Here is a 16,447-nt window from a genome sequence, read left to right on the forward strand (position 1 = left end):
CCGGGTCCTCCTACTGGGCGGCGGCTGCCGCCTTGTCGGCGTAGCGCACCTGCAGCAGCGACTTGCAGTACTCGCCGTTGGTCTCGATCCCGACCCGCTGCAGCCGTGCCCGGCGCAGGTGCAGCGGGACCTGCTCGACCGTGACCCGGGCTCCGTCGGGATGCACGAGCAGCGGTGAGTCGTCCGCGGCAGGCAGGCCGATGATCGATCTCCGGTGCCGCAGCCGCGCCAGCTCGTCGGTGTCGGCGTCGGTACCGGCGAGCTCGCCCAGGGTGGTCCCGGCGAGCTCCTCCGGACCGGCCCCGGCCTCGACCAGCGGGCGGGCCACCCGGTCCTGCCCGGCCAGCGCGGCCTTGGACAGGAACGTGCGGCGCAGCTCGTCCAGCTCCGAGGCGGCCCGGCCGTTGATCGAGCCCTCGAACGACTTCACGAACCCGGCGTGGGCCGCGACGCCATCGTTGATCTCGTCGGCGGCGTGGTGGTCGGCCAGCGTCACCTGCGCCCGGCTCACCCCCGGGATCGCCGTCACCGCGTCGTAGGCGTCGGCGACCATCAGGAACGAGAAGTTCGGGGCGCAGAAGAACGTCGGCAACCGGAGCCCGACGGTGACCACCGTGTCACCGGCGGCACCGTCGGGATCCGGCGAGACGGTGCAGGTCTCGACGAAGTCGAGGTCCGTGATCGGCTCGTCCAGCTCCGGGTCGAGCACCGTCCCCAGCGCGGACCACACGGCCTGCCGGTCGACGGTGTCGAGTGCAGGCCCGGCGGTCACTGTCCCGCGACCAGCTGCTCGCCGGGAGCGTCCTGCAGCTTGCACTCGTCCGGCACCGGGATGTCGTAGAGCCGGGCCGCGTTCAGGCCGAGGATCTTCTTCTTCGACGCCGTGGTGAGGCGCGGGTAGTCGCTGAACTGGTCGTCGTCGGGCATCTGCCAGTCGACCAGGCCCTCGACCTGCCACTTCGGCGTCCAGATGTTGTAGTCGCTGCCGAAGGTCATCTTGTCCTCGCCGACCCAGAACAGCAGCTCGCCCATCACCTTGGCGAAGAACTTCGGCCGGGCGTGCATCAGCCCGCCGACGGCCACCGAGAGGCCGGCGTAGACGTTGGGCTCCTGCACCGCCATGAAGCAGAAGTCCTCGATCCGCGGCAGACCCACGTGTTCGACGATGAAGTTCAGGCCCTGGAAGTCGGTGGCGGCGTGGTCGACGTCGGCGACGTCGAATGCGTCCTTGTCCAGCGGCCAGATCGTCGGGCCCTTGTGGATGTGGATGTTCTTGATGCCCATGTCCTGCGCGGCCTGCAGGAAGCGGTAGGCCTCGGGGTCGGTCAGCTTGAAGCCACGGGAGTCGCCGTTCCACTCCGCGGTGTAGAGCTTGACGCCCTTGAAGCCGTACTTCTCGTGGTCGGCCTCGAGCTGACGCAGGCCGGCGTCGCCCTCGCGCGGGTCGAAGCGGCCGTTGACGATCAGCCGGTCGCCCCAGCGCTCGAGCAGCTCCGCGTTCTGGGCGGTCGTGTTGAAGCCGTTGGCGTACCACTCCTTGAGGTAGGTCGACTGGAAGATCGCGTAGTCGACGTGGCCCTCGATGAACATGTCCCGCTCGAAGTCGTCGGCCGAGACCTTGAGGAACTTCTCCCAGTCCCAGTGGGTCTCCGGCGGGCCCAGCTGGTGGTAGCCGTAGAAGCAGTCGATCCAGCCCTTGGCGTACTGCTCGCGACCCTGGACCCAGTTCTCCCGGGACGCGTCCCAGAAGTGGCTGTGGGAGTCGACGATGAAGTACTTCTCGCCATCCTTCTCGTACATGGGTTCCTCCTGCGCCGGCAGCGTCGCCGATCGGTGGTGGTCAGGACGTTCGTGTTGTACGGACGTATGGATGAGGGATCAGGGGACGAGGATCGCCCGGCCGCGGACCTTGCCCGCGTCGAGGTCGTGCAGCGCGTCCAGCGCGCGGTCCAGCGGGTACTGCGCGGTGTGCAGCGTGACCTTCCCGGCCTGGGCGAGCACCATCAGCTCGGCCAGGTCGTTGTAGGTGCCGACGATGTTGCCGATCACGTTCTTCTCGCCGGCGACGAAGTCCAGCGTCGGTGCGCGGAACTCGCCGCCGTAGCCGAGGTTGAACTGGTAGCCGGCCGGGCCGGTCATCTGCCAGGCCTCGAGCTCGACGCCCTGCTCGGCGACGTAGTCGAAGACCACGCTCGCGCCGCCGCCGGTCAGCTCCTGCACGGCCGCGACGTGCTCGCCGTCGGCGATGATCGTCTCGTCAGCGCCGATCTGCTTCGCGAGCTCCAGCGCGGCCGGGTTCTTGTCCACCACAATGATCTTCGTGGCGGTCAGCGCGGCGAGCGCCTGGATGCCGATGTGGCCGAGCCCGCCCGCGCCGATCACCACCGCGGTGGTGCCCGGATACAGGTACGGCACCGCCTTGCGGACCGCGTGGTAGGCGGTGATGCCCGCGTCCGCGAGTGCGGCGACGTCGGCCGGGTTGGTGTCCGGGTTCAGCTTCACGCAGGCCCGGGCGGTCGTGCGCAGGTACTCCGCCATCCCACCGTCGTTGTTGGACAGGCCGGGGAAGAACGCGTCCCCGGTGCACTGCATGTCCCGGCCAGCCCGGCAGGACAGGCAGAGCCCGCAGGACGGCTGCGGGTGCAGGATGACGGTGTCGCCGACCTGCACGTTCGTGACGGCGTCGCCGACGGCGTGCACCCAGCCGGCGTTCTCGTGACCGATCACGTAGGGCAGCTCGGGGTTCTGGATGTCGGCCCAGTCGCCGTTGACGATGTGCAGGTCGGTGCGGCAGACGCCGGCGCCGCCGACCTTGACGATGACGTCCAGCGGGCCCTGGATCTTCGGCTCGGGGACGTCGTCGATCTGGGGATCCTGCTGGTACGCGTGCACCCGCACGGCCTTCACGGGGTACCTCCTGGCCTCTGGCATGTGCTCCCGGTCACAGCGATCCCATCGCCCGAGCGCACGACGAACAAGGGGGTCCATTCCCACATATCGATAATCCGGACCGAACGGACAGTTCTCGGATTGGAGTTACTGGCGAGTAGCCTGCGGGTATGACGGACGACGCGAGCTGGGTGGCCGGAGCGATGACGCAGGCCGTGCCGTGGGTCTCCACGGCCGGCATCACGTTCGGCGAGATCACGACGGAGCGGGCCGTGGCGCACCTGCCCGACCGCCCCGACCAGCAGAACCACGTGGGCGGACCGCATGCGGCGGTTATCTTCGGACTGGGCGAGACGGCCTCCGGCGCGATCGGGCTGGCGGCGTTCGCCGCCGCCGGGGACCGGGCCGTCCCGCTGGTCGTCCGCTCCGAGATCGGCTACCTGAAACTCGCTCGCGGGGACCTGCGCGCCGAAGCGATCTTGACCCGATCGGTTGGTGAGGTACTGGCCGAGCTCGATGCCGGTACCCGGCCGGAGTTCACCGTGGACGTGTCGATCACCGACGCCGACGGCCGGGAGACCGGCCGGATGAGCGTGGTGTGGACGCTGCGGCCGCACTCCTGACGCGGGAGGCGGTCCGGCCGTCGGTCCGCGGGCGATCAGCGAGCCGATGGGCCGGACCCTGAGCCAGACCGAGCGGAGCTGGCAGATGCGGAAGGCCCATGCTGCGCGCCTGGGCGTCATAGCCCTCGAGGCGGGCTTCGAGCGACTCCGGGGTCTGGCGGCCCATGCCGGTGATGACGGCGGGCCCGCGGTGATTCCGTGGCACCACCCGGCTCGCCGACCGTTCACGGCCGGGCGAGCATCGCCGCGCCGGTGTCCTCCCAGCACGCTGTCCGGAATGGAGAGCTGCGCGATGACGCGCACGTAGTCCAGGAGGTCCGGCACCGCGCGGAGCTGTCGTCGGCGGTCTAGCGTCGTCCGGTATGGATGTGGTGATCGCCGGTGGGCACGGCCGGATCGCGATGCGGCTGGCCACCCACCTGACCGGACAGGGGCACACGGTGCGGTCCATCGTGCGCAACCCCGACCATCTCGACGAGGTGCGCGGCACCGGCGCCGAGGGGGTGCTCGCCGACATGGAACAGGTCCCGGCGGACGAGCTGGCCGGGCACCTGCGCGGCGCTGACGCGGTCGTGTTCGCGGCCGGGGCCGGACCGGGCAGCGGGGTGGCGCGCAAGGAGACCGTCGACCGGGACGGCGCGACGCTGCTGGCCGACGCCGCCGCGGCGGCCGGGATCCGGCGTTACCTGCTGATCTCCTCCACCGGGGTGGACGCCGAGCCGGACCCGCAGGCGGGCGAGGTCTGGGCCGCCTACATCCGGGCCAAGAAGGCGGCCGAGGAGGCGGTCCGCGCCGACGACCGGCTGGACGCGACGATCCTGCGCCCCGGCCGGCTCACCGACGACCCCGGCACCGGCACGGTGCTGCTGGCGCCGCCCCCGGTGGAGCGGGACGACGTCACCCGGGACGACACCGCCGTCGTGCTGGCGGCGCTGCTCGCCGCGCCGCACACCGTGGGCACGACCCTGGAGCTGCGCGGCGGCGGCACCGCGATCGCCGACGCGGTCGCCGCGCTCGGCTGAGCTCACCCGATTGGTGGGGGCGTGCCCCGGGCCGGAGCGGGAAGGCTGCGGGCATGGAGCATGAGTACGACGTCGTCGTGATCGGCGCGGGCCCGGTGGGCGAGAACGCCGCCGGCTACGCGGTGCAGGACGGGCTGTCCGCGGCCCTGGTGGAGGCCGAGCTGTTCGGCGGGGAGTGCTCGTACTGGGCGTGCATACCGTCCAAGGCACTGCTGCGGACCCCGCAGGCGGTCGCCGACGCGCGCCGGCTGCCGGGGGTGCGCGCGGAGCTCGACCCGGCCGAGGTGCTGGCGCGGCGGACCTCCTTCACCTCGAACTGGGACGACAGCGGCCAGGTCGAATGGGCCGAGGGGGCCGGCGCGGCGGTGCTGCGCGGGCGCGGCCGGCTGGCGGGGGAGCGGACCGTCGTGGTGACCGGTGGCGACGGTGCGGAGACCACGGTGACCGCCCGCCGGGCGGTCGTGCTGGCGACCGGCAGCGTGCCGGTGACCCCGCCGGTGCCCGGTCTGGACACCGTCCGGACGTGGGGCTCCCGGGAGGCCACCTCGGCGAAGGAGATCCCGGGTCGGCTCGGCGTGCTCGGCGGCGGGGTGGTCGGCTGCGAGATGGCGCTGGCATTCGCCCGCCTCGGCTCGGCGGTGACGCTGTTCAACCACGGCGCCCGGGTGCTCCCGAACGCCGAGCCGGTCGCCTCCGGGCGGGTCGCCGACGGCCTGCGGTCCGCGGGCGTCGACCTGCGCCTGGAGACCGGCCTGGACGCGGTCGGGCCGGGTTCCGGCGACGCCATCGCCCTGCAGGGCGGTGGGGAGACCATCGAGGTGGACGAGTTGCTGGTGGCGACCGGCCGTCGGCCCGCCTCGGACGACCTCGGACTGGACACCGTCGGCGTGCCCACCGGCGAGCGTGGCGCGATCGTGGTGGACGACTCCGGGCTCGTCGAGGGCGGCGGGGACTGGCTGTACGCGGTCGGCGACGTCAACGGCCGGGCCCCGCTCACCCACCAGGGCAAGTACCAGGCCCGGATCGCCGCGCACGCGATCGCCGCCCGTGCCGCCGGCCGGAGGCTCGATACCGCGCCCTGGGGCGAGGACGCCGCCACCGCCGACCACCACGCCGTCCCGCAGGTGGTGTTCACCGACCCCGAGGTCGCCTGGGTCGGGTACACCGCGGCGGCCGCCCGGGACGCCGGCCTGCCGGTCCGCGTGATCGACATGGAGCTCGCCGTCGCCGGGTCCGCGCTGACCGCCGACGACTTCTCCGGCCGGGTCGTCGCAGTGGTCGACACCGAACGCGAGGTGCTGGCCGGGATGACCTTCGTCGGGCCCGGGGTGGCCGAGTTGCTGCACGCCGCGACGATCGCGGTCACCGCGCAGGTACCGCTGGCGCGGCTGTGGCATGCCGTGCCGGCGTTCCCGACGATCAGCGAGGTCTGGCTGCGGCTGCTGGAGACCTACCGGGAGGGGTAGCCGGGTGCCGGATGGGCCACTGGACGACACCGCGCCACCCGACGGCATCGCGTTCAGCGATGCCGGGGGCGGTGATGCCGCGCCTAGCCACCTGGCGACGCCGCGGCCCCTGATGCTCAGGCGCGGACGCCCAGGTGGTCGAGCAGCTCGACCTCGATCCGGTCCAGGTCGTGCGAGACGGTCCGGAACGCGGCCTTGCGGCGGCTCGCCGGCATCTGCTCGGCGGCCCGCACGGCCGCGGCCAGATCGTGCAGCCGCGGCTCGGTCTCGTCGGCGAACCGCTTGGCCGCCGGGTCCCGGTCGACGGTGCCGTCCGCGCGCAGCTCGCTGATCGTCGACGCGATCCGGGACAGCCGCACGTGCAAGCGCCCGGCCGGACCGGAGAAGCTGCCCAGCTGGTCCGGGGAGACGCCGAGCCGCCGGGACCGGTGATCGTCCCAGCGGTGCCGCAGCGAGCCGGCCGCGGCCATCGCGTACGGCGCGGCGACCGGGGCGAGCAGCCGCGCGATCGCCAGGTAGCGCTTGACCCGGGCGGCGTTCCACTCGCGGGCGGCGCGCTCGCGCTCGGCCTCCTTCTCGGCCCGTGCCTCGCTCTTCAGCCGACCCTTCTCGGTCGCCCGGGCGGCCTTGGCCTCGGCCTTGCGGGCGTTCGCGTCCGCCTTCGCCGCGGACTTCTGCACCTTGCGGTCCGCGGCGCGGGCCTTCAGACCGGCTTCGCTCAGTGCGGCCGGCGCGGCACCGGCGATCCGGTCACCGGCACCGGCGGTGGCCCGGCGGGTGCGGCGGGTGGCCCTGCGCCCGGCCTTGTCCGCCCGCCTGCTCGCGAGCTCGGCCTTCCGGCGTGCCTTGACCGCCCGGGCGTGCAGCTTCTCGGCGGCCCGGTCGGCCTGCTCCCGGGTGACGTCCGCGGCCTGCACGGCGGTGTCCTGCACCCACGCCGATGCGTCGACCGCCGCCTCCTCGGCCGCCGCCGCGGCGCGCTCGCCCGCGCTCGGCTTCCTGCGCAGCAGTCCCATGTCGTGTCCTCCCGGGTCCGGTTCGCTCACGATGTCGCCTGGCGGGTGCTCGCCTGATCGTCGCCGCAGCCTAGGGCCCGCGCCACCGCAGGCGCAGGAACGACACCGCCGGGGTGACCGCACCGTGTCCGGAACGGATGCGGCGTCCGCGGTCGTTGTCGGGGGTGTTCTCTACCCTCGGGGACCGTGAGCACCTCGACCGGAGCCCGAACCGCGCCGCACGTCCTCCTGGACGCTGCTGCGCTCAGCGGATGCCGGCGCCGGGTGCACCTGGACCACGACCCATCCGTGATCGATGCGCCGCGCGCGCTGCCCGACCCGGCCATCGAGCAGCGCCGGGCCGATGCGGCCGCGCACCGGGTGCGGGTCGGCGAGCTGCTCGCGGGGACCTGGGGCGCGGACTGGGCGAGTGTCTGGCCGGGCGGTGCGGCCGGTCCGGTCGCCGGCGCGGCCGGTGCGGTGGCGGCTGCGAACGGCGCGGATCCGGCCGCGAACCGTGCGGACCCGACCGGGACCGGGGTGGATCCGGTCACGAGCGGGGCGCGCCCGGCCGCGACCGGCGGTGCGGGCCCCGGGGCGCGGGCGGGCTCCCGGGCGGAACGGGCGGCGCGGACCGCAGAGCTGGTGACGGCCGGCGCCCCGATGATCTGGGGCGCGGTCCTCCCGCTCGACGGTGACCGGCGGGGCACGGCCGAGCTGCTCGTCCGGGTGCCGACCGGTGGATACGTGCCGGTGCTTGTGGTCCGCCGCCGGATCACCGACCCGGGGGAGGGCGCCCGGACCACAGCCGTCACCGACCCGTGGCCGCAGCGCGCCCGGCACGATCCGGACCGCAAGGTCCGCTCGCAGCCGCGCGACCTGCTCGCCCTGGCCCAGCTCACCCGGCTGCTGGAGATCGCGGGCTGGGCTCCCGGGGAGTCCGGTCCCCGGCACGGCGGGGTGATCGGGCTGGACGCCGACGTCGTCGTCTGGCACGATCTGCGCGCCGGGCACTGGCCGGGCGGCCGGTCCACGCTCGAGGAGTACGACGCCCGGTTCGCCGACCGCTCGGCCGTCGCCCGAGCCGCGGTCACCGGCGCCCCGGCGCTGGCCGCGCCGTCCCGGATCACCGAGTGCCGGCGCTGCCCGTGGTGGCCGACCTGCGAGGCCGAGCTGACCCGGACCGACGACGTCAGCCTGGTCGCGCACGGCGAGACCGGGCGCCTGCTGCGGGAGGCCGGGGTCGGGACGGTCGCCGCGCTCGCCGCGCTGGACCCGGCCGCGCCACCGGCCGCGCTGGTCGGGCCGCTGCCAGGGCCGCCGTTCACCGACCTGGTGGCGCTCGCGCGCGCCCGCCGCGCCGGTCTCGCGGTGGCCCGCCGGGTGCCCGAGGTGCCGGTCCCGCGCGCCGACGTCGAGGTGGACGTCGACATGGAGAGCTTCGGCGAGGCCGGGGCCTACCTCTGGGGCGTGCTGCTGAACTTCCCCGGCGGCCGCCGGGACGGCGATCCGGAGCCCGGGTACCGGGCGTTCGCGACCTGGCAGCCGCTGCCGACCTCGGACGAGGGGCGGTCGTTCGGCGAGTTCTGGACCTGGCTGACCGGGATCCGGGAGAGCGCCGCCGCGTCCGGTCGCACGTTCGCCGCCTACTGCTACAACGAGCAGGCGGAGAACCGCTGGATGCTGGCCTCGGCGCAGCGCTTCCCGGGGATCGCGGGCGTCCCCACCGAGGCCGAGGTCCGCGCGTTCATCGAGGACCCCTGCTGGGTGGACCTCTACGGCGTGGTCTCCACCTGGTTCCTCTGCGCGCAGGGCAAGGGCCTGAAGAAGATCGCCCCGGCCGCCGGCTTCGCCTGGCGGGACCCGGAGGCCGGCGGCGAGAACTCGATGCGCTGGTACCGGGACGCGGTAGCCCTCGACGGGGGTGCGCCCGACCCGGCACAGCGCGAGCGGCTGCTCGGTTACAACACCGACGACGTGCTCGCCACGCACGCGTTGCGGGAGTGGATGTCCTCGGCCCGGGTCCGCGAGGTACCCCTGGTGAGTGAGTTGCGCGACCCCGACGTGTGAGGATGCGTCGGTGGCACCCCGTGGATTCGACCGGATCGGGCCGCGTGGCGCGGTCAGCAGCACCCACCACCTCGGCACGGCGGCGGCGGCCGGTGTGCTGGCCCGCGGCGGGAACGCCTTCGACGCCGCGGTGACCTGCGGGTTCGTCCTGCAGGTCGTCGAGCCGCACCTGTGCGGTCCGGGCGGCGAGCTGCCCGCGGTGTTCGTCACCGCGTCCGACCCGGTACCGCAGGTGCTCTGCGCGCAGGGCGTCGCACCGGCGGCGGCGACGATCGAGCGGGTGCGCGGTGCGGGCTGCGAGATCGTGCCCGGGACCGGGTTGCTACCCGCCACCGTGCCCGGAGCCTGGGATGGCTGGCTGAGCCTGCTGCGCGATCACGGGACCTGGGAGCTCGCCGACGTCCTGGAGCCCGCGCTCGGCTACGCGGCGGGCGGGTTCCCGCTGGTCCCGCGGATCCCGGGGGCGATCGGCACGGTGGCCGAGCACTTCCGCACGCACTGGCCGAGCTCGGCCGCGACCTGGCTCCCGGGCGGCCGGGTACCCGGCCCCGGCGAGGTCGTGCGGCTGCCGGCGCTCGCGGCGACCTGGCGGCGGTTGCTGGACGCGGCCCGCGGCCCGGGCCGGGAGGCGCGGATCGACGCCGCCCGGGACGCCTGGTACCGCGGCTTCGTCGCCGAGGAGATCGAGCGCTTCGCACGCACCCCGGTCCGCGACGAGACCGGTCGTGACCACACCGGCCTGCTCACCGCCGACGACCTCGCCGGCTGGTCGTCGCACTACGAGGACGCGGTGCTCGCCGACGCCGGCCGTGGCTGGACGGTCGCCAAGTGCGGGCCGTGGTCGCAGGGACCTGCGTTGCTCCAGCAGCTCCGGTTGCTGTCCGGTGTGGACCTCGAGCTGCCCGGTGGGGTGGCGACGGCGGACACCGTGCACGCCGCCGCGGAGGCCGCGAAGCTCGCGTTCGCCGACCGTGAGGCCTGGTACGGCGACGCCGCCGGAGGCGTCGTCCCGGTGGCCGAGCTGCTCTCGGACGCCTACACCACCGAGCGCCGCGCGCTGATCGGGTCCACGTCGGACGGTGGCCTGCGCCCCGGCTCGCCGGGCGGTCGGGAGCCCAGGATCGGGGTGTACGCGGCCACCCCCGGTGCGGGACGCGGGGCGGGCACCGAGGGTCCGGGCACCGGTGAGCCGACGGTGTCCCCGCACGGCGTTGCGCGCGGGGACACCGTGCACGTCGACGTGCTGGACGCGGCCGGGAACATGATCTCGGTGACGCCGTCCGGCGGGTGGCTGCAGTCGTCGCCGACGATCCCGGAACTGGGCTTCTGCCTGGGCACCCGCGGCCAGATGTTCTGGCTGGAGGACGGCCTGCCCAGCTCGCTGGCCCCGGGCCGGCGCCCGCGCACCACGCTGAGCCCGTCGCTGGCGCTTCGCGACGGCGAACCACGGGTCGCCTTCGGCACCCCCGGCGGCGACCAGCAGGACCAGTGGCAGCTGTGCTTCCTGCTGTCGTTGATCCACGGCGACGATCCCGCAGGCGGCGCCCACGCACTGGACCTGCAGGCCGCGATCGACGCCCCGACCTGGCATTCGACGGCCTTCCCGGCATCGTTCGCGCCGCGCGGCTGGGAGCCGCACGGGCTGGTCGTCGAGTCCCGCCTGGGCGCGGACACGCTGGCCGACCTGCGCCGCCGTGGACACGCCGTGGACGACAGCGGCGCCTGGGCGCTCGGCCGGATGTGTGCGGTCGGCACCTCCGCCGGGGCCCGGCACGCCGCGGTCGACCCGCGCTCCGGGGTCGGTGCGGCCATCGCGCTGTAGCCGGCGCGCCGGCGTCCCGCCATCGGTCGTGGGCCGTGCGCGGGCGGCGTACCGTGGTCGCCATGTTCGGCTGGGGGCACGAGGCGGAGATGGTGTCAGCCGAGGACGCCCTCCCGGGGAGGTCGGTCGCGATGCCGGTCCCGGAGACCCACCAGGTGAACGGCCATCGGCTGGTCCCGCCGTTCCCGGAGGGCACGGCGACCGCGGTGTTCGGGATGGGCTGCTTCTGGGGTGCCGAGCGGCTGTTCTGGGAGACCGAGGGGGTCTACTCGACCGCCGTCGGGTACGCGGGCGGCTACACGGAGAACCCGACGTACGAGGAGACCTGCACCGGCCTGACCGGGCACACCGAGGTCGTGCTGGTGAAGTACGACCCGGCCGTGGTGAGCTACGAGCAGCTGCTGCGGATCTTCTGGGAGGGGCACGACCCGACCCAGGTGATGCGCCAGGGCAACGACGTCGGGACCCAGTACCGGTCGGCCGTCTACACCGTCGACGACGCCCAGGCCGCGATCGGCGAGCGTTCGGCGCGGGCCTACGGCGCGGCGCTGGCCGCGGCGGGGCTGGGCGAGATCAGCACCGAGGTCGCCCCGCTGACCCAGTTCTACTATGCCGAGGGCTACCACCAGCAGTACCTCGCCAAGGTCCCGGGCGGGTACTGCGGCATCGGGGGCACCGGCGTGCGATGCCCGGCCGGAACCGGGGTCGGCGCCGACTCCTGAGCGGCCCGCCGCCCGCGCGACACAGAACGGCTCGGCACCCCGTACGGGGTGCCGAGCCGTTCTGCGTGGACCCGTGGTGCCGCCCGTCAGCTCGGCTCGCGGGCCTGCTGGTGCTGGGCGTGCTGGCCGTCGCCGTTCGCGGAGCCGTTCCCGTTCCCCGCGGCGGGGTGCGGGCCGGGCTCCCGGCCGACGCCCCCGAGCGGGTGCGGGAACTCGACGTCGGAGTGCGTGACCCGGCCCGGGTCCAGCGCCACCACCGTCGCCACCGGCGCGTAACCGCTGGTCGCGAGGGTGTAGGAGCCGGCAGCGAGGTTCTCGAAGGTGAACGTGCCGTCCGGGCCGGAGAGCCGCGACCCCACGACCGCCCCCTCGGAGTCGATCAGCGTGGCCAGCGCCTGCGGGACCGGCAGGCCGTCCGGCGCGGCGGTGACCCGGCCGGTGAGCCGGGACCGCTGCGGCAACCGCAGGTCCTGCTCGGCGGTACCCACGGCGGGCACCTGCACCCCGACCGCCACCGGGTCCAGGCCCTCACCGGCCCCGGTGAGGGTGTAGCTCCCGGCCGGGACGCCGGTCAGCGCGAACAGCCCGGCCTCGGTGGTCCGGCCGGATGCGGTGACGTCACCACCGGCATCGATCAACGTGACGGTCACCCCGCCGACGCCGTGTCCGGCCGTGTCCCGGACGGCGCCGCGGACGCCGCTGCCACCGGCCAGCCGGACGTCGTGCCGGACCGGCTGGGTGCCGACGGTCACGGTCGCCGCCTGCGGGGGCAGCGACCCGGCCGCCGCGACGACCAGGAACCGGCCCGGTTCGCCGAGCGCGACCCGGTAGTGGCCGTCGTCGTCGGTACTGGTGCGCCCGGCCTGCTCGCCGGACAGCCGGGTGACGGTCACGGTCGCGCCGGCCAGCGGGCCGCCGTCGCCGCGCTGCACCTGGCCGGTGACGGCCGGGCCGTCACCTCCGGCCGGGCCGGCGCCGGCGAGCCCGGCCGCCCGCGCCGCGTCGGCCACGGTCCCGTTGGCCGGGCTCGGCTGGGCCGGAGCGGGCTGTGGCAGGGCGGGCTGTGGCGGGGCGGACTGTGCCGGCGCGGGCTGGGCCGGAGCGGGCTGCCGTGCCGGGGGCACCGGGTCGTCGTGCTCCCCGGGGCGGGGACCGGCGGACGTCCGGCCGAGCACCGGGATCGGCGTCGTGGCCGGGGCGTCCGGCACGGAGGTGGCGGACGGCGCGGCCGCCGCCGGGACGGTGGCGAGCGCCTCGGTCGGGGCCGCGGTCTCGGTCGCTCCCCGGCGCGCGGCCTCCTCGGCCCGCGCGGCCTGGGCGCCTGACATGGTGCGCAACGGCAACTCCTTGATGAACAGTACGAGCACGAAGGCCACCGCGATGACGCAGGCGGCGATCATGAACGCCAGCGTCATCGACTCGGTGAAGCCGGCCTGGAACGGTGCGGCCAGCCGCGGATCGATCTGCTGCAGGAACGACGAGTCGCTCAGCACCCCGGCGCTGAGCCCGCCGGTCCGGCCGGACTGCAGGCCCTGCAGGACGGTCTGGTTCGCCGGGTCCGCGGCCACCGCGGGATCGGTCAGCGCGGCCCGGAACGAGCCGGTGCCGAGCGCGTCGCGGAGCGCGGCGGCGATCCTGTCGCCGGCCGTGGAGAACACCACGGACAGGAACACCGCGGTGCCCAGCGTGCCGCCCATCTGCCGGAAGAAGGTGACCGACGAGGTCGTCACGCCCATGTCCCGGGCCGGCATCGCGTTCTGCACGGCCAGCACCAGGGTCTGCATGCACAGCCCCAGCCCGAGGCCGAGCAGGGCCATCGTCAGGAACAGCTGCCAGAGCGGGATCTGTGGGGTGACGGTTTGCCACAGCAGCACCATCGCGATCGTGATGAACGCGGTACCGACCACCGGGAAGATCTTGTAGCGGCCGGTGCGCGAGGTCAGCTGGCCGGAGGTCACCGAGGCCACCATGATCCCGAGGACCATCGGCAGCATCATGAACCCGGCCTCGATCGGCGTCGCGCCGTGCACGAGCTGCAGGAACTGCGGGAGCAGCGCGATCCCGCCGAACATCGCCATGCCGATCAGCAGGTTGATCACGCTGGACAGCGAGAAGATCCCGCTCCGGAACAGCCGCAGCGGCAGCAGCGCGTCGTCGCCGTAGGCCCGCTCGGCGACGATGAACAGCAGCAGCCCGACGACGCCGACGGCGTAGCAGACGACCGCCGAGGTGGAGCTCCAGCCCCACCCACGGCCCTGCTCGGCGACGATCAGCAGCGGCACCAGGCACAGAGCCAGCGCGATCGCGCCCGGCCAGTCGATCCGCGCCTTCCGCGGGACGTGCGGGATGTTCAGCACCCGTTGCACGACGATCAGCGCGATCAGCCCGATCGGCACGTTCACCAGGAAGATCCAGCGCCAGCCGGAGATCCCCGCGATCGAGTCCACACCGGACAGCAAGCCGCCGATGACCGGTCCGATGACGCTGGACGTGCCGAACACGGCGAGGAAGAAGCCCTGGTACCGGGCCCGCTCCCGGGGAGGGACGATGTCGCCGAGGATGGTCAGGGCCAGCGACATCAGGCCACCGGCCCCCAGGCCCTGCAGCGCGCGGAACGCCGCGAGGGAGTACATCGACCAGGCCACGGTGCAGGCCACCGAACCGACCAGGAAGATCGAGATCGCGATCATGAACAGCGGCTTGCGGCCGAAGATGTCGGAGAGCTTGCCATAGAGCGGCGTGCTGATCGTGCTGGTGATCAGGAACGCGGTGGTGGCCCAGGCCTGCATGGACAGGCCCTGCAGGTCGTCGGCGATGGTGCGGATCGCGGTCGACACGACCGTCTGGTCCAGGGCGGCCAGGAACATTCCCAGCATCAGCCCGCCCAGGACGGTGAGGATCTGCCGGTGCGTCAGCTCCCCGTCCCCCCTCGGTGGGGCGGCGGTAGCGGCGGTCATGCGGACTCCCGTGCTTCGTAGTTCTGGTAGTCGTCGAGGAACCGGGCGAGGAGCGTGGTGAGCGAGTCCCGGTCCCCGGCGTCCCAGCCGGCGAGCACCTCGGCGATCACCCGGGCGCGGCGGCGGCGCTCGGTCTCGATCACCCGGACGCCGTCGTCGGTGGCGGCGAGCAGGCTGGCCCGGCCGTCGTCGGGGTCGGCGCGGCGCTCCACCAGCCCGGTCCGGACCAGGGCCGCGGTCTGACGGCTGATCGTCGACGGGTCCGAGTGGAAGAACGCGGCGATCTCGCCGGCCCGCTGCGGGCCGCCGAGGTGCAGGTGGGCCAGCAGGTGGTAGCCGGCCATGTCGACGATCATCTCGGGCCGGTGTCGCTCGGCGGACCGCTTGACCTGGCGGACGAGCTGGAACAGTTCGCGGACGACGGTGTCGGCGAGCTCCAGCTCCGCTTCGCTCGGGTCACGCGGCTCGGCGGGCGCGCGCTCCGCTGTGCTCACGGCGCTCCTCCGGGGGTGATGCGTGTATCACGCAACTAGTTGATCCGTGCAAGAATGCTCCGATGCATTTCGCGATGCAAATCGTTTCGGCATGACACGCGCCACGTCACCCGGAGGTGCCGCGCACCTGCCGGTCGGGGCTCGGACCGGGGACGGGCCGTGGGTGGCGTAGCGGGCATCGACGTGTTCGACCCGCGGATCTTCGCCCGTGGCGTTCCGCACGACGACAGCCGTCCCGGAGGGACGCGCCGTACGGGAGTGGATCGAGTCCGGCGCGCGGCCGGGGTGAGCGGACCGCCGCCTGCGCCCGCATGCTGGTCGGATGCGACGCCGATCCGGGTACCGCGCCCTCGTCGTCGTGCTCGCCCTGCTCGTGGCCGGCTGCGGTGCCCGTCCGGCCGCGCCCCCGGACGGCTGCGGCGCCGAGGTACCCGGGCTGGAGCGCCGGACCGCCGAGCTGCCCGGGGTGCGGCTGCACCACGCCGTCGGTGGTCGCGGACCCGTGATCGTGCTGGTCCACGGCTTCCCGGAGACCTGGCGGGTGTGGGCGCCGGTCGGATTCCGGCTGCTCGACCGGTTCACCGTGGTGCTGCCCGACCTGCGCGGTATCGGCTGCTCGTCGGTGCCGACCGGCGGCTACGACACCAGGACCCGCGCCGCCGACCTCGGCGCGCTGCTGGACCGCATCGCACCGGGCCGCCGGGTCGTGGCGGTCGGGCACGACCTCGGCGGCATGGTCGCCTACGCCTGGGCCCGCGACCGGCGCGACCAGGTCCGCGGCCTGGTCGTCACCGGGGCGGGGGTCCCGGGCGCCGGGCTGGCCGAGCTCGCCCCACCGCACGTGGCGCGGTTCGCCGCCGACCCGGACGGCGTGGCCGACGAGGCCCGCGGCCGCGAGCGGGAGTGGCTCGCCGCGTTCACGGCGAGCCAGGCGTTCGCGACGAGCGGAGCCCTCGACGACGCCGTCGCCGCCTACGACCGGCCCGGCCGGCTGCGGACCGCGTTGGCCCAGTACGCCGCGCTGCCCCGCGACGCCGCCGTGCAGCGGGCCGAGCGGTCCGACCCGCTGACGATCCCGGTGACCGCGCTGGAGGGCGGGGCGCCGGGGACCGCCTCGGCGACGCTGCCATGGGTCGCCGCACGGGTGCGCACCGTCGTCGTGCCGGGTACCGGGCACTACCTGCAGGTCGAGCGTCCGGAGGCGGTCGCCGCGGCGATCGCCGGGGCCGCTGGCGGCTAGTGCCCGTCAGACATCCCACAGGCTGGGCTGTCAAGCGGCGGTCTGGTGATCGTGCTGGTGGTGCCCCCAGGCGGTGGCTTCGTCGTAGCGGGTTCCGGTCTTGAGGCAGCCGTGCAGGATGCCGACCAGTCGGTTGCTGAGTTGGCG

The 16,447-nt window shown here is 74.2% G+C and carries 13 protein-coding genes; 7 read left to right on the top strand and 6 right to left on the bottom strand.

Going from position 1 to position 16,447, the window contains the following annotated elements; translation table 11 throughout:
- Window positions 1-10 precede the first annotated feature (10 nt).
- The 3 genes from ACLFMI_RS06780 to ACLFMI_RS06790 form a co-directional block, all read right to left on the bottom strand.
- Complete coding sequence (locus ACLFMI_RS06780; RefSeq protein WP_410946868.1) at window positions 11-772, bottom strand: iron-sulfur cluster assembly protein; 762 nt, start codon at window positions 770-772, stop codon at window positions 11-13.
- A complete protein-coding gene (locus ACLFMI_RS06785; protein WP_410946869.1) occupies window positions 769-1,800 on the bottom strand; it encodes an amidohydrolase family protein in 1,032 nt (343 codons plus the stop codon). Before ACLFMI_RS06785 ends, ACLFMI_RS06780 begins: the two co-directional genes overlap by 4 nt.
- A 78-nt stretch (window positions 1,801-1,878) precedes the next feature.
- Window positions 1,879-2,907, bottom strand: a complete 1,029-nt coding sequence (locus ACLFMI_RS06790; RefSeq protein WP_410946870.1) for an NAD(P)-dependent alcohol dehydrogenase — start codon at window positions 2,905-2,907, stop codon at window positions 1,879-1,881.
- Between the two features lie 152 nt (window positions 2,908-3,059).
- Here ACLFMI_RS06790 and ACLFMI_RS06795 point away from each other — a divergent pair, with 152 nt between their 5' ends.
- From ACLFMI_RS06795 to ACLFMI_RS06805, 3 genes are all read left to right on the top strand, one after another.
- The gene (locus ACLFMI_RS06795; RefSeq protein WP_410946871.1) at window positions 3,060-3,512 is read left to right on the top strand and encodes a DUF4442 domain-containing protein; all 453 of its coding nucleotides are present in this window, start codon (window positions 3,060-3,062) and stop codon (window positions 3,510-3,512) included.
- A 362-nt stretch (window positions 3,513-3,874) separates the two neighbouring features.
- Window positions 3,875-4,534 (top strand): NAD(P)H-binding protein, encoded by a 660-nt coding sequence (locus tag ACLFMI_RS06800; protein WP_410946872.1) that lies wholly within the window; start codon window positions 3,875-3,877, stop codon window positions 4,532-4,534.
- Window positions 4,535-4,587: 53 nt separating this feature from the next.
- Window positions 4,588-6,000, top strand: a complete 1,413-nt coding sequence (locus ACLFMI_RS06805) for a dihydrolipoyl dehydrogenase family protein (protein ID WP_410946873.1) — start codon at window positions 4,588-4,590, stop codon at window positions 5,998-6,000.
- Window positions 6,001-6,116: 116 nt separating this feature from the next.
- On the opposite strand, the gene ACLFMI_RS06810 is transcribed toward ACLFMI_RS06805, so the two are convergent.
- Window positions 6,117-7,016, bottom strand: a complete 900-nt coding sequence (locus ACLFMI_RS06810; protein WP_410946874.1) for a DUF6474 family protein — start codon at window positions 7,014-7,016, stop codon at window positions 6,117-6,119.
- Window positions 7,017-7,202: 186 nt separating this feature from the next.
- On the opposite strand from ACLFMI_RS06810, the gene ACLFMI_RS06815 reads away from it, so the two are divergent.
- From ACLFMI_RS06815 to msrA, 3 genes are all read left to right on the top strand, one after another.
- Window positions 7,203-9,065, top strand: a complete 1,863-nt coding sequence (locus ACLFMI_RS06815) for a TM0106 family RecB-like putative nuclease (protein ID WP_410946875.1) — start codon at window positions 7,203-7,205, stop codon at window positions 9,063-9,065.
- Between the two features lie 10 nt (window positions 9,066-9,075).
- A complete protein-coding gene (locus ACLFMI_RS06820) occupies window positions 9,076-10,887 on the top strand; it encodes a gamma-glutamyltransferase family protein (RefSeq protein ID WP_410946876.1) in 1,812 nt (603 codons plus the stop codon).
- A gap of 62 nt (window positions 10,888-10,949) precedes the next feature.
- Entirely contained in the window at window positions 10,950-11,609 is a 660-nt protein-coding gene (gene msrA / locus ACLFMI_RS06825; protein ID WP_410946877.1) for a peptide-methionine (S)-S-oxide reductase MsrA, read from the top strand.
- A gap of 86 nt (window positions 11,610-11,695) precedes the next feature.
- Here msrA and ACLFMI_RS06830 read toward each other — a convergent pair whose 3' ends face one another.
- Both ACLFMI_RS06830 and ACLFMI_RS06835 read right to left on the bottom strand, forming a co-directional pair.
- The gene (locus ACLFMI_RS06830) at window positions 11,696-14,566 is read right to left on the bottom strand and encodes an MFS transporter (protein WP_410946878.1); all 2,871 of its coding nucleotides are present in this window, start codon (window positions 14,564-14,566) and stop codon (window positions 11,696-11,698) included.
- A complete protein-coding gene (locus tag ACLFMI_RS06835) occupies window positions 14,563-15,060 on the bottom strand; it encodes a MarR family winged helix-turn-helix transcriptional regulator (protein WP_410946879.1) in 498 nt (165 codons plus the stop codon). Before ACLFMI_RS06835 ends, ACLFMI_RS06830 begins: the two co-directional genes overlap by 4 nt.
- 322 nt (window positions 15,061-15,382) lie before the next feature.
- On the opposite strand from ACLFMI_RS06835, the gene ACLFMI_RS06840 reads away from it, so the two are divergent.
- Window positions 15,383-16,300, top strand: a complete 918-nt coding sequence (locus ACLFMI_RS06840; RefSeq protein WP_410946880.1) for an alpha/beta fold hydrolase — start codon at window positions 15,383-15,385, stop codon at window positions 16,298-16,300.
- The last annotated feature ends 147 nt before the right edge of the window (window positions 16,301-16,447 follow it).

The organism is Pseudonocardia nantongensis (assembly GCF_046546495.1).
GTDB classification, from domain to species: Bacteria; Actinomycetota; Actinomycetes; order Mycobacteriales; family Pseudonocardiaceae; genus Pseudonocardia; species Pseudonocardia nantongensis.

Bases quoted from the DNA above. Each gene is read 5' to 3' on its own strand.
- msrA (WP_410946877.1), top strand. From the start codon at position 10,950: ATGTTCGGCTGGGGGCACGAGGCGGAGATGGTGTCAGCCGAGGACGCC.
- ACLFMI_RS06805 (WP_410946873.1), top strand. From the start codon at position 4,588: ATGGAGCATGAGTACGACGTCGTCGTGATCGGCGCGGGCCCGGTGGGC.
- ACLFMI_RS06830 (WP_410946878.1), bottom strand. From the start codon at position 14,566: ATGACCGCCGCTACCGCCGCCCCACCGAGGGGGGACGGGGAGCTGACG.
- ACLFMI_RS06785 (WP_410946869.1), bottom strand. From the start codon at position 1,800: ATGTACGAGAAGGATGGCGAGAAGTACTTCATCGTCGACTCCCACAGC.
- ACLFMI_RS06840 (WP_410946880.1), top strand. From the start codon at position 15,383: ATGCGACGCCGATCCGGGTACCGCGCCCTCGTCGTCGTGCTCGCCCTG.
- ACLFMI_RS06810 (WP_410946874.1), bottom strand. From the start codon at position 7,016: ATGGGACTGCTGCGCAGGAAGCCGAGCGCGGGCGAGCGCGCCGCGGCG.
- ACLFMI_RS06795 (WP_410946871.1), top strand. From the start codon at position 3,060: ATGACGGACGACGCGAGCTGGGTGGCCGGAGCGATGACGCAGGCCGTG.
- ACLFMI_RS06800 (WP_410946872.1), top strand. From the start codon at position 3,875: ATGGATGTGGTGATCGCCGGTGGGCACGGCCGGATCGCGATGCGGCTG.